General features: G+C 40.0%; 9 protein-coding genes. All 9 read left to right on the top strand.

Annotated elements, in window-relative coordinates; genetic code table 11:
• Positions 1 to 45: 45 nt before the first annotated feature.
• The 9 genes from KH180_RS11700 (at position 46) to KH180_RS11660 (ending at position 14105) form a co-directional block, all read left to right on the top strand.
• Positions 46 to 888 (top strand): fumarate hydratase, encoded by an 843-nt coding sequence (locus tag KH180_RS11700; protein ID WP_290760474.1) that lies wholly within the window; start codon positions 46 to 48, stop codon positions 886 to 888.
• Positions 889 to 902: 14 nt separating this feature from the next.
• The gene (locus KH180_RS11695) at positions 903 to 1463 is read left to right on the top strand and encodes a Fe-S-containing hydro-lyase (RefSeq protein WP_290760472.1); all 561 of its coding nucleotides are present in this window, start codon (positions 903 to 905) and stop codon (positions 1461 to 1463) included.
• A 153-nt stretch (positions 1464 to 1616) separates the two neighbouring features.
• Positions 1617 to 2225 (top strand): DUF4867 family protein, encoded by a 609-nt coding sequence (locus KH180_RS11690; protein WP_290760469.1) that lies wholly within the window; start codon positions 1617 to 1619, stop codon positions 2223 to 2225.
• Positions 2226 to 2437: 212 nt separating this feature from the next.
• Positions 2438 to 4813: a phosphoketolase family protein gene (locus tag KH180_RS11685; protein ID WP_290760466.1), complete on the top strand. Its 2376-nt coding sequence runs from the start codon at positions 2438 to 2440 to the stop codon at positions 4811 to 4813.
• A gap of 82 nt (positions 4814 to 4895) precedes the next feature.
• The gene (locus KH180_RS11680; RefSeq protein ID WP_290760463.1) at positions 4896 to 6119 is read left to right on the top strand and encodes an ABC transporter substrate-binding protein; all 1224 of its coding nucleotides are present in this window, start codon (positions 4896 to 4898) and stop codon (positions 6117 to 6119) included.
• Positions 6116 to 7810, top strand: a complete 1695-nt coding sequence (locus KH180_RS11675) for a sensor histidine kinase (protein WP_290760460.1) — start codon at positions 6116 to 6118, stop codon at positions 7808 to 7810. Before KH180_RS11680 ends, KH180_RS11675 begins: the two co-directional genes overlap by 4 nt.
• 2 nt (positions 7811 to 7812) lie before the next feature.
• A complete protein-coding gene (locus KH180_RS11670; protein WP_290760459.1) occupies positions 7813 to 9324 on the top strand; it encodes a response regulator transcription factor in 1512 nt (503 codons plus the stop codon).
• A gap of 109 nt (positions 9325 to 9433) precedes the next feature.
• Positions 9434 to 10855 (top strand): MFS transporter, encoded by a 1422-nt coding sequence (locus KH180_RS11665; RefSeq protein ID WP_290760457.1) that lies wholly within the window; start codon positions 9434 to 9436, stop codon positions 10853 to 10855.
• A 259-nt stretch (positions 10856 to 11114) separates the two neighbouring features.
• On the top strand, positions 11115 to 14105 hold the full coding sequence (locus tag KH180_RS11660; RefSeq protein WP_290760455.1) for a LamG-like jellyroll fold domain-containing protein: 2991 nt from the start codon (positions 11115 to 11117) through the stop codon (positions 14103 to 14105).
• Positions 14106 to 14144 lie beyond the last annotated feature (39 nt).

The following is a 14144-nucleotide window of genomic DNA, read 5'->3' as shown; positions in this document are numbered from 1 at the left end:
TGTTTCACAGCAGAATATTGGATGAATATGATTTTGGAGGAAATTATGAGAACAATCCATACAGATAAAATTATCCAGAGCATCAAAGAAATGTGCATAGAGGCAAATCTGTTCCTGTCTGATGATATGAAAAGCAGGCTGGAACATGCGGCCACTACAGAGAAGACCCCTCTCGGAAAACAGATTCTCTGCCAGCTTTGCGAAAATATGAAAATCGCCGGGGAAGAGCAGATCCCGATCTGTCAGGATACGGGGATGGCAGTAGTATTTCTGAATATAGGACAGGATCTTCACATTGAAGGACAGGATCTTCACGATGCAGTGAATGAGGGTGTCCGTCAGGGATATGAAGAAGGTTATTTAAGAAAATCTGTTGTAAAAGATCCGTTGATCAGGGAAAATACAAAAGATAATACACCGGCAATTGTGCATATCGATATTGTTTCCGGGGATAAACTTGAAATTTTAGTTGCTCCTAAGGGATTTGGCAGTGAAAATATGAGCAGGGTCTTCATGCTGAAGCCTGCAGACGGAGCAGAAGGCGTAAAAAATTCTGTTCTGGAAGCAGTAAAAGATGCAGGTCCGAATGCGTGTCCTCCTATGGTTGTAGGTGTGGGTCTGGGCGGAAGCTTTGAAAAGGCAGCATTTCTTGCAAAGAAAGCTTTGACGAGAAATCTGGACCAGAGGTCAGAAAAGGAGCATATCCGAAAACTGGAGGAAGAACTTTTAGAAGAGATCAACAGGCTTGGCATCGGGCCGGGAGGGCTTGGCGGAAGCACCACTGCCCTTGGAGTCAATATAGAGACCTATCCTACCCATATAGCAGGCATGCCTTTGGCTGTAAATATATGCTGTCACGTCAACCGTCATGTGCACCGGGTTTTATAAGGAGAGATGGAAAGATGAATAAGTATGTAAAAGTTCCGGCATCAGCAGATGAGCTGAAAGAACTGCAGGCAGGAGATTATGTTTATCTGACCGGCACAATCTATACTGCAAGAGATGCGGCACATAAAAGAATGTATGAAGCGGCAGCTGAGGGGAAAGATCTGCCGGTTGATCTTAAAAATCAGATTATATATTATTTAGGGCCGACACCGGCAAGAGAAGGCCAGGTAATCGGGTCAGCAGGCCCTACTACCAGCAGCAGAATGGATAAATATACGCCTCTCATGCTTTCCATGGGATTAAAGGGAATGATCGGAAAAGGAAAGAGGTCCCAGGCTGTGATTGATTCTATGAAAGAGAACGGGGCTGTTTATTTTGCAGCAGTTGGAGGAGCCGGAGCACTGCTTTCAAAATGTATTAAAGAAGCTCAGGTTGTAGCGTATGATGATCTTGGAACTGAAGCTGTCAGAAAGCTTAAAGTGGAAGAACTGCCTGTCATCGTTGTGATTGACAGCAGAGGACATAATTTGTATGAGACGGCAGTAGCAGACTATAAAGTAAAATATCTGGAATAATTTCTCAGTAAATGGCAAGAATATACCAGAAGTTCATAAAAACTTAAAGAATTTGAAAAGAAATCTTTATAGCATTTTTGGCAGAATTATGTAAAATGATAAAGATAGATTTTCTTATTTCTAAATTTTTAGAGATAAAAAGGAGACGATAGAATGTTAAGGTATATTTTTGAACCAGAATTTAAGAAATATGGCAATGTCATAGAGAATGTAGATTTCAGTGAACTGACACAGTATATGGACAGTGTACCGCCGGCAAAATATTTTGAAGAGCAGCTGTCAGTGAAAGAAATGGAAGATCTTCCTGTGTGTCATAAGATTCAGTGTGAACTTTTCCATGAGCTTCCTGTCCAGATCGGATATTTAAGCGGACATAATCACAGGATTCATGGAGTGGAATATCATCATTCAAAGGTGGTACATATTGCTGCGACAGACTGTGTGATGTATTTTGGACTCAGTGAAGATATTGAACCTAACGGTGAGTATCATACATCAAAGATGGAGGCATTTTTTGTGCCGAAAGGCACAGCCGTAGAATTAAACTGCGGTGTCCTGCACTGTACCCCTTGTAATATCAATGGTTATGGATTAAAGGTGATTTGTATTGCACCGAAACATACAAGTGAACCGTTCCGGCAGAAGGTCCAGACAGAAAAAGATAAAATTCTTTATGCCAGAAACAAATGGCTGATTGCCCACAAAGAATCAGAGATTCCAGGGGCATTTTATGGACTGAAAGGCGAGACGGAAGCTGTCTAAAATCGAAATAACGGAAATCTATAAAAAAGCGGAATCCTTTATTGGGGATTTCGTTTTTTTGTTTGTTTTTTTACGAAGTTTGTCGATTAATCTGTGGTTTTTGAAAAACAAGTTGCACGTACAAGCAACAAGTATTATCGTTTACCTCGTTATAAATTCCCTTTTTAACAAGTGTTGTTATTCTTAGAGTTTTAAAAATGAAAGGAGAAAACATGCAAGACAATCAAAAACTGTCCGATGAGCTTCTGCAGAAAATGGATGCGTACTGGCGTGCAGCCAACTACCTGTCTGCCGGACAGCTGTATTTACTGGATAATCCTCTGCTTCGTGAACCGCTGACAGAAGAACAGATTAAGAAAAAAATCGTAGGCCACTGGGGAACTGTTCCGGGACAAAATTTTATCTATACGCATTTAAACCGTGTGATCAAAGAGTATGATCTGGACATGATCTATATCTCAGGACCAGGCCACGGCGGAAACTTTATGGTAGCCAATGCCTATTTAGAAGGAACTTACAGTGAAGTTTACCCGAATGTCAGCCGTGATATGGAAGGAATGAAAAAATTATTTAAACAGTTTTCTTTCCCGGGAGGAATTTCAAGCCACGTTGCGCCGGAGACACCGGGATCTATCCATGAAGGAGGAGAACTTGGATATTCACTGGCTCATTCATTCGGGGCCGTATTTGATAATCCGGAATTGATCACAGCATGTGTTGTAGGAGACGGGGAGGCTGAAACAGGTCCTCTTGCTACAGCATGGCATTCAAATAAATTTTTAAACCCTGTGACGGACGGTGCAGTGCTGCCCATTCTTCACTTAAACGGATATAAAATCAGCAACCCTACAGTATTTTCAAGAATCTCCCATGAAGAATTGGAAAAGTTCTTTGAGGGATGCGGATGGAAGCCATACTTCGTAGAGGGAAGCGATCCGATGCCGATGCACAGGAAAATGGCAGAGACATTGGATGCTGCAATTACAGATATTAAAGAAATACAGAAAAAAGCAAGAGAAGAAGGAAATACAAAGCGTCCTATGTGGCCGATGATTGTGCTGCGCACGCCAAAAGGATGGACGGGACCGAAAGTAGTGGACGGAAATGAAATTGAGGGAACTTTTCGTGCTCATCAGGTGCCGATGACCATGGAACAGCCGGAACATTTAGATCAGCTGAAAGAGTGGTTATTAAGCTATCATCCGGAAGAGCTGTTTGATGAAAACGGACGTCTTATTCCGGAACTGGAGGAACTGACACCGGACGGAAACCGGAGAATGGCAGCAAATCCACATGCCAACGGAGGACTTTTACTGAGAGATTTAAGGCTTCCTGATTTTAAGGATTATGCCCTTGATGTAAAAGAACCCGGAAAGCTGAAAGCACAGGATATGATTGAGCTTGGCGGATTTGTAAGAGATATCTTCAAGCTGAATGAAGAAAATAAAAATTTCCGGATTTTCGGACCAGATGAGACTATGTCCAATCGTCTGTGGAAGGTTTTTGAGGCAGCAAACAGAGACTGGAATGCAGATCAGAAAGATAATGATGAATTTCTTGCTTCTGACGGGCGGATCATGGATGCTATGCTGAGCGAGCATATGTGCGAGGGATGGATGGAAGGATATATACTGACCGGACGTCATGGATTTTTTGCAAGCTACGAGGCATTTATCCGAATTGTAGACTCTATGGTAAGCCAGCATGCGAAATGGCTCAAGGTGACTTCTGAGCTTCCTTGGAGACAGAAGATTGCATCTTTAAACTTTATTTTAAGCTCCAATGTATGGCAGCAGGATCACAACGGATATACTCATCAGGATCCCGGATTCTTAGACCATGTTGCAAATAAAAAAGCAGATGTGGTAAGGCTTTACCTTCCGCCGGATACAAACTGTCTGCTGAACTGTTTTAACCACTGTATTAAAAGCAAAAATTATGTGAATGTCATGGTAACCTCCAAGCACCCAAGTATTCAGTGGCTTGATATGGAACAGGCAGTAAAACACTGCAAACAGGGAATCGGCATTTGGGAATGGGCAAGCAATGACCAGAATGATGAGCCGGATATTGTCATGGCATGCTGCGGTGATACACCGACATTGGAAACAATGGCTGCAATCACAATTTTAAGAGATTATATTCCGGAACTTAAGATCCGGGCTGTCAACGTTGTAGATTTAATGAAACTTCAGCCGCAGACACAGCATCCTCATGGATTGAGTGATGCAGAATATAATGCAATTTTTACAAAAGACAAACCGATCATTTTTGCATTCCATGGATATCCGACACTGGTTCACGAACTTACATATAAGAGACAGAATAAGAACCTCTACGTACATGGATATCAGGAAGAAGGAACGATTACAACTCCATTTGATATGAGAGTGCAGAATGAAATTGACCGCTTCCACCTGGTGATGGATGCTATTGAACAGCTTCCTCAGCTTGGAAACCGCGGTTCTTACCTTGTACAGCAAATGCGCGACAAGCTGGTCGCACACAAGCAGTATATTTCTGAGTATGGACAGGATCTCCCGGAAATTCGTGACTGGGAATGGCATACACCTGAAAAAACTCAGTAAATATAAATTTATTCCAATACCTAACTTAGAAACAGGCAGCTTGGCAGTAGCTGTCTGTTTTTAAGTTGTTAAGGAGCAAAATATGAAAAAATTATGGATCTGCTGTCTGACAGTTTTTATCTGTGCAGGTCTTCTGTCGGGCTGTAATTCAAAAAAATATGATACAGAAAAACGCAGAACAGAGATTATTCTGTGGCATTACTGGGATATTCCTCATAATCAAAAACAACTTTTAAACCTTGTAGAGGAATATAATAATTCACAGGATAAAGTGAAAGTTACTGTAAAATATATTCCGGATGAAGATCTCAAAAAGCAGCTGGCGCTCAGCATGACAGACGGAACAATGCCTGATCTGGCTCTGGTGGATTCTGCTGATTTTAAATACTTTCATTCTCTGAAAAAGTTTAAGGATTTGACAGAAGAAGTTGAAGAAGAAGAATATTTTTCTGAGGCATTGGATGCATGCCGAGCAGATGGAAAAATCTGCGGACTGCCTTTTGGACTGAATTGTCCGGCATTGATCTATAACAAAAGGATGTTTCATAAAAAAAACATAAAAGTACCCCAAACCTGGGATGATTTTTATAGAGCGGCAGTAAAACTTACGGACAAGGATACATATGGTTTTGGAATGACAGCCCTTCAAAGTGAAGAGACCATGTATGAATTTCTTCCGATTCTGTGGTCTATGGAAGGGGATGCCGACAAGATTAGTTCATCGGAGAGCAGAAGAGCCTTTGAACTGATAACTAAGCTTGTGCGGAAAAAAGCCATGAGCAGACAGTGCATCAGTCTGACACTTGGGGATCTTACAAATCAATTTATAAAAGAAAATGTAGCTATGATGTTTAATTCACCGATGACAGTGGATACCATACGGGAGCAAAATCCCAATCTGGATTTCGGCGTTGCCTTCCTTCCGTCTGATAAAGATAAAAAGAAGGTGTCCGTAGTGGGAGGGGAAATTCTTGGAGTAACAAGAGGAAAGCATCAGAAGGAGGCTGTCTCCTTTGTAAAATATCTGGCTGATAAAAGGAATATGGAACAATATCTGGACGGTTTTGGATTTCTTTCGCCGAGAAAGGATGTTTTTTCAAAACAGTTTGCCGGTGATGAGAAAAAGGAAATGTTCAAGGAAATATTCCAAACGGCAAGGCCAAGGGAGTTTACAAAAGAATGGCCGGATATATCAATGATCTTATCTGATGTTATAGGAGATACCATCATTGACGGCACTGGTTATGAGGAAAATCTGGTACATACAGCAGAAAAGATCAGGAAGATCAGAAGGGAGAATCATTGAAAAAGGCAAAGAATCTCAGGCAGAAGCTGATACCGGCACTTTTGATTTCTGCTCTGGTCCCGATCCTTTGTCTTTCAGTATTTTCTCTTATAAGACTGAGGATGAATATGAAAGACAGCCTTAAAATTCAGCTGAAAGAAAATACAGAGAAGGCAGATAAGTGCCTGAATATGGTTTTGGATAAGTACCATACGATCCTCTATGATCTTTGTACAGATGACGATGTGATACGGATTGTTGATGAGATTAACAATGACCAAAATGATCTGGAGGTGAACAGCAGCAGGCTCAGAAGAAAACTGAGCCATATATGCAACCGGAATACAGGAATCAATGGGATTACCATCGAGACAAAAAAAGGTCAGCTGATTTTTTATGACCGTCTTTCCTCTTCCTCTGTAAACAGCAGCTGGATTCATTCTTCTATGATGACAAATGTGACCGGGTACAAGGGATTTTTTTATTCTCCTTCCGGAGGACCAGTCAATTCAGGGGGACAGGAAATCTATCAGTTTCATATACAAAGAAAACTCATTGATTACAGAGATATTCATAAAAAAGTAGGAGCTGTTATTCTGACGGCAGATGAATCGGTTTTGGCGGAAGTGATAAACAGCCAAAGAGGAAATGAAGTCTATCTTTGTGCAGGACCGCAGATTGTCAGCTCAAAGAAAAAAAGTTTAATTGGACAAGAAAAAATAAAAACGGATCAGACCAAATACCAAGAGGCAAAAGTAAAAAATAAAATGAGCGGCTGGACCATTGTAAATGATTACTCTCTTAAGAAATATCATCAGATGATAATGGAACAGTCGGGAATGTATCTGGCCACGGCCCTTGGAATTATTGTGCTGCTCACGGTTCTTGTATATAAATTTACCAGACCTGTGATTGACTCTGTAAATTTGGCAGTAAAAACAATGAGCCAGGCAGAGACGGGTGATTTTTCTGCAAAAATTGTACCGAACGAACATGCACCGGATGAAATACAGAGAATTGCATCCGGTTTTAACAACGTGGTGGATCAGGTAGAAATACTGCTGAAGAAAGTGAAAGAATCTGCCATTGAACAAAAAAATGCAGAGATATCTGTGCTGGAAGCACAGATTGATCCCCACTTTCTCTATAATACATTGGATACAATTAACTGGAAAGCAATTGAAACAGGACAGTTTGAGGTCAGTGAAATGATAGGGGCGCTGGCAGATATTCTCAGATACAGCGTGCGGAATGTGGGGGAGCCGGCAGTGTTGGAAAAAGAAATTTATTGGCTGAGACAGTATATCGTGCTCCAGAAAACCAGAATGGAGCACGAACTGAAAACAGAAATCGATATACCGGATCCGCTGATGAAAATAAACATACATAAGCTGCTGCTTCAGCCGTTTGTGGAAAATTCAATTAAGTATGCATTTGGGGATAACCAGAAGGACTGCAGAATAAAAATCAAAGCAGAAAAATTGGATGGACAGATCCATATTGTGATTTCAGACAATGGAAGGGGGATAGATCCTGGTGTGCTGTCTGTACTGAATCAAGAGAATGCAGAACTTGGACATCATCTTGGTATTGTCAATGTAAGGAAAAGACTGAAGCTGTATTACGGGGAAGAAGCAGGTCTTTATTTTGAAAGCAAAGCGGAAACGTATACAAAAGTTCATATGTTTCTGCCGGAGAAGGAAGAGGTGTGATCATGAAAATTGTAGTAGTGGAAGATGAAAAGCCGATCAGAGAAGGACTGTCAAAGATCATTCCGAAGCTGGACCATTCCTATGAGACGGCAGGTAGTGCCTCCACAGGAAGCAAAGGGCTGGATCTTATAGAAAAGATGAAACCGGAAGTTATTCTTATGGATATTCAGATGCCCGATATGGACGGACTTGCAATGCTTAAAAAGCTGCGGGAAAAAAAACTGCGGGCAAAGGTCATAGTGCTGACTGCATACTCTGATTTTGAATATGCTCAGCAGTCAATAGAACTGGGGGTCAGTAAATATCTGTTAAAGCCTATGAAAATAAAAGAACTGAAGGAGGCACTGGAAGAAATCAAAGGGCAGCTGGAGAAAGAGAACAGGGGGAAAAAACTTCTGTCACTGGATCACATTTTTCAGAACTGTCTGAATGGACATTTTGAAGAGGAAATGGCTGTCATGCTGAAGGAAAAATATTCGATTAACCACGAAAAAGAACTTTACCTGCTAAGTTTCTATCTGCCTGAAAATCAAAAAGAATCAAATATAACAGCATTGGAACTAATCGAACGTTTGAAACAAAATACCCTGTTTTATTTTACTGTGGCAAAGTCAGAAAAGAATTATTATTTAATTCTGTATTATTGGAAAATGTCAGATATAGAAGAATATATACAAAATCATGTGATTCCTATGTTTTGTGAAAATATAAAAGGAGATATCAGCTTTGCATGGGAGAAAGCAAATAATATCATGGAACTTCAGTCTGCCCGGCAGAGGATCAAGAAACTTCAGGAATGGAACTTGGTATTTGAAAAAGGAACTCTTTTGACCGAAGAAAAAATAAAAAAGAGTCAGGTTTGTTCAATGAATTATCCGGTAAATCTGGATCATGATATAAGGAAAGCTGTTATCAACGCCGATCAAAAAAAAATGTCAGAGTGTCTGAATCTGTTTTTGAGAAAATGCAGAGAAAAATATTATGAACCTGAATCAATCAAAGAGGCGTGCATTAGATGCTTTTGGACAATCATCCACACCATGAGCGAATATGGAAAGAAGCCCGGGAGTGAGCTGTTTGTGCAGAAAAATATGGGTGCTTTAATAAGGGCTGTTACATGGGATGAGATTAAGTGTGTATTAAAAGAAGAAATAGGGCATATACCTGTGGATAAGTTTTCAGATAAGCAAAAAGTAAAAGAAAGCACTGCTGCAAAGGCAGTCAGAATGATAGAAAACTATTACAGCCAGGGAATTACACTGGGAGAAATAGCGGACAAGTTATGTGTCTCAGAAGAATACCTGAGCAGCCAGATAAAAAAGGAGACAGGAAGTTCATTTACTGTACTGATCAAAGAAAAGAGGATTAGAGAGATAAAAAAGCTTCTGGTAACGACTAACCTTAAATTAAGCCAGATTGCTGCGCTTGCAGGATATATGGATCCAAAGTATATGAGCAAAGTATTTAAGGAGGAGACAGGCATACTTCCGTCGGAGTACCGGAAAACACATTAAAATATTCCTCATCTCTGAGTTTTTTCGCCTTATAGGTTTTGTCTTTGTCCTGTAAAATACAGGTTAAGAAAAGAGAAACGAAACTTATGAAATCAGGAGGAAAATCAATATGGAAGCAGCTGAACTTACCGGCGGAATTAATATTGCTTCAGAGAGAAGTCAGAAAGAAGCAGTATCATCCCACGTATCACTGAGAGAAAAACTTTGCTATGGTGTCGGAGATGTGGGTGCGAATCTTGTATGGACAACCGTAGCGTCATTTCTGACAATTTACTGTACTGATGTGGCAGGAATCGGAGCGGGGCTGGTCGGTACACTTATGCTGGTGGCGCGTATGTTTGACGGAGTATCGGATTTGTTTATGGGAGTTGTCATAGACAAGACAAATACAAAATGGGGAAAGGCAAGGCCATGGGTACTCTGGAGTGCACCTCCGCTTGTAATCAGCCTGATTATGATTTTCTCTGTGCCAAATATCGGACTGAACGGCAAAGCAGCCTATCTTTTGACTGTTTATATTTTTTTGGCCGCCGTCTGTTTTACTGCATCAAATCTGTCTTACAACACAATGCTTTCCCTCGTGACTACAGAACAGCATGACAGGAATATTATGAATTCTATCAGATTCCAGTTTACCATGGTGGCACAGCTTTTGATCAATGTAGTTACGATTCCTCTGGTCAATTTTCTTGGCGGAGGACAAAAGGCCTGGACTATGGTCAGCGTGATTTATGCGGTACTCGCTATGCTGACTTTTTATATTACATTTTCAGGAACAAGAGAACGGTATCAGCCGGTTCAGAATAAAAAGAGTGAAAAGAAAAAGTCACATCCGCTGAAAACTATCAAAGTGCTTTGCCGGAATAAATATTTTATTCTGATTACAGCAGCTTTTGCGGTGATTTATGTATCCTTAGGGCTGACGTCAGGATCCAGGATTTACTATGCAAAATATGTCCTTGGAAATGAATATTTAAACAGTACAATGACATTATTTAATTATATTCCGACAATCCTGACCATTCTTCTGATTCCTGTATTTACAAAGAAATTCGGAAAGATCAAGGCACTTCTTGCAGGCTTTACTTTTTACGGTGTGGGTCTTGTTCTGGAAATATTAATGCCCACTTCTCTGTCGTTTTTATATGCAGGTCTGGTACTTCAGGGAATCGGACACGCAGCATTATATTCCTGCCTGTTTGCCATTGTCGGAGATGTGGTTGATTACAGTGAGTGGAAAGACGGCATCCGTGAAGAAGGACTGACCTACAGTGTAACAAGTTTTGGACAGAAAATTGGAACCGGTCTTGGGACCGCAGCCCTGGGCTGGATTCTGGCAGCAGGAAAATATGACGGGACAGCGGCAGTACAGAGTGCATCTGCTATCTTTGCAATTAAATCACTGTTCTTATATCTTCCGCTGGTCATTACTGCAGTTGTACTAATTATTTGGTATCTGTTCCTTGGAATTGATAAAATTTATCCGACGATAAGAAGAGAATTGGATGAAAGACGGCAGAGTGAGGCATAGGTTCTCTGAATGAAGCGCAGACTATACAGATACAGACACATGAATTCTTGTGCTGTATTTGTATGGTCTTTTTTATATATTGAATAAAAAAACAACATAATATTCAAAGAAAATTAAATTTATGGTCATTGTGTGAACAAATCCGTAAATTATTCAAGTAAGTCCGTAAAAAAGAGAATCGAACAGAGACAGAGGCAGCGGTATACTTTTAGAACAAGATGAAGGACAGATCTAAATAGGAAAGGAGAATTATATAAATATGAAAAAAAGTCAAGTTTTAGCTGTTATGATGTCTGCTGTAGTGATATCCAGTTCTATGCCGGTACAAAATGTATTTGCAGGAGAATCAGCCAGACAGGCAGCAGTGAAAAACATTGTAAAGACAAATGAGACACAAAATAAGGCATTAGATAATTCAGAAGACGAAATATTGGCCAAAGATTACGAAGAAGCAAAAATACCGGAGGCAGATAATATCCGCGGAAATATTACATTAAAAACTGAAACCTCTAATGGTACAAAGGTTTCATGGAAATCATCTGATGAGTCGGTAATCTCCACGAAAGAAGTTAAAAATGATAATTATGATTCCATTCCTGCAGGAGTGGTAAAAAGACCTGCTGACGGAGATAAAAATGTAACATTAACGGCAGTTTTTACAAGAAACGGAAAGAGTACGGAAAAGTCTTATAACGTCACAGTGAAGAAAGCGGCAAAGAAGCTGACGGAATCTGATATGAAAGGATATTTCTTTACTTATTTTGCAGGAGAAGGATATTCTGACGGAGAACAGATTTATTTTGCATCCAGCCGGGATGGTTTGAACTGGGTTGATCTGAACGAAAATAAACCAGTACTGACATCAGACAAAGGGGAAAAAGGTGTCCGTGACCCTTATATTATCCGTTCCCATGAAGGGGATAAATTTTATATGATCGCTACTGATTTAAAGATCAACGGAGGAAATGGCTGGGGTGCAGCACAGAGTAACGGAAGCAAGTCATTAATGATATGGGAGTCAGAGGATCTGGTAAACTGGTCTGATATGAGGATGGTAAAAGTAAACTCTGACAAGGCAGGTTGTACATGGGCTCCGGAGGCAACTTATGATGAGAAGACAGGAGAATATATTGTGTACTGGGCTTCCAAAACTTCTGATGACAATTACGGAAAGCAAAAGCTGTATTACTCCAAAACAAGAGATTTTTATACATTTACTGAGCCAAAAGTATTTATTGACAAGGATCAGTCAAGCATTGATACAACGATCACATACAATGAGGCGGACGGAATGTACTATCGTTATACAAAAAATGAGGGAGGCACTGACAATGAAGTGGGAGCCAAAACAAAAACAATCTTTATTGAGAGAAGCAAAACACTGCTTGGAGGAAAGTGGGAGCATATTCCGTCAGATTCTTTGAACGCGAACCAGTGGGTAGAGGGACCTACCATGTTTAAATTTATAGGACAGAACAAGTGGTGCCTGCTTCTGGATAATTTCGGCGGAGGCGGATATTATCCTGTTGTGACGGATAATCTGTCAGGCGGAGTATTCACAAAGCCGGAAGACTCTTATAAAATGCCCAGCAGAGCCAGACACGGCACCCCAATACAGATTACCAGTCAAGAATATAATGCAGTTATGAAAAAATGGGGAGATGGTGCAGACGAAAAAAATGACGAATCTAAACAGGCACCGATAAAGGAATATAATTTTGAAAATGGGGCGGAAGATATAACATTAAAATCAAACGCTAAAATAGAGAAAGATACAGATATAAATTCCAACGTTCTGAAACTGGACGGGACAGACGGCACCTTTGCACAGCTTCCAAAGGAATTGTTTGAGGGAAGAAATAAAATGACCATTTCTATGGATGTGAAGCCTGAGATGGATTCCGGAGCTTATTTTACTTTTGGTTTAGGAAAATCTAATCAGAAATATATGTTTTTAAAACTTGCCGGAAAACAAGTAAAAAGTGTAATCACCAGAAATACTTGGAGCGGGGAAAATGGTGTAGATCAGAATCTGGAGGAAAGTACAAAAGGAAAATGGCAGAATGTAAAAATAGTTTTTGACGGAATGAAGATGCAGGTCTATGTAGATAATGTTCTGACAGGAACAAATGAAAATACAAAAATGACCATTTCAGAATTAGGAGAAAACTTATCGGCTTACCTGGGAAAATCATTCTATGACGGAGATAAATATTTTAATGGATCTTTTGATAACATTAAAATATATAACAGAGCTTTTACAGAAAAAGAAGTACGGAATGAAACCGAACTTAAAACATTAAAAGAAATGGCAGACGGGGTCAGAAAGCTGAACAGCAATAAATATACAGAAGAAAGCTATGCTGCACTGCAGGCAGCTGTCTCAAAATTGGAGTCACTCACTTATCCGTCAGAAGCAGATCAGAAAGCCGCTGAGGAAGCATTTTATAGTGCTTTGTCAGGCCTTGAAATTAAGGGGGACAGCTCCTATACCAGCGGGTTAAAAATTGTGATCCAGGCAGCAGAAAAAATTAAACAGCAGGGTTATACAAAAGCAAGTTATGACCAGCTCCAAAATGCATTAAAGTCAGCAAAGGAAGCTGCTAAGAATCCTTCCCTTACAAAAAATCAGGCAGCAGTACATATAACAGCCATTCAGAAATCCATGGACGGACTGAAAACAGTACAGGTACCCAAGGTAACATCCTTAAAATCTTCTTCTAATAAGGCAACTTCTTTAAAACTCAGCTGGAAGAAAGCGTCCGGTGTGTCCTCTTATGAGCTTTACCGCTACAACAGCAGTAAAAAGAAATATAATAAGATCAAAACATTAAGTGCTTCTGCTGCATCCTATTCTGATAAAAAATTAAAATCGGGAACTTCATATACTTATAAAATTCGGGTGAAGAAGATTGATGGAGGAATTTCTTATTATGGGTCATATACCGCACTGAAGACGGCTACAGCTCCGGGAAAAGTAACCGGATTAAAGGTCAGGAAAGCTTCTAAGACAAAAATTAAACTTAATTGGAAGAAAGTAAAGGGTGCTTCAGGTTATGCTGTTTATATGAAGACAGGAAGCGGAAAGTATAAGCGAGTGAAGACAATCACCAAGGGAAGTACAGTAAAATATACAAAGACAAAATTGAAAAAGGGAAAGAAATATACATTCAAAATCCGAGCTTACAAAAAAGCAGACAAAACTATTTACGGAAGTTATTCATCTTCAAAAAACTATAAGATTAAATAGCAAAAAGAAAAGACAGGATACAAGTCAAACATGAATTGT

The organism is Anaerostipes sp., assembly GCF_018381315.1.
Lineage (GTDB): Bacteria > Bacillota > Clostridia > Lachnospirales > Lachnospiraceae > Anaerostipes.
The sequence above is the reverse complement of the archived record's forward strand: the minus strand, read 5'-3'. Positions and strand labels throughout refer to the sequence as shown.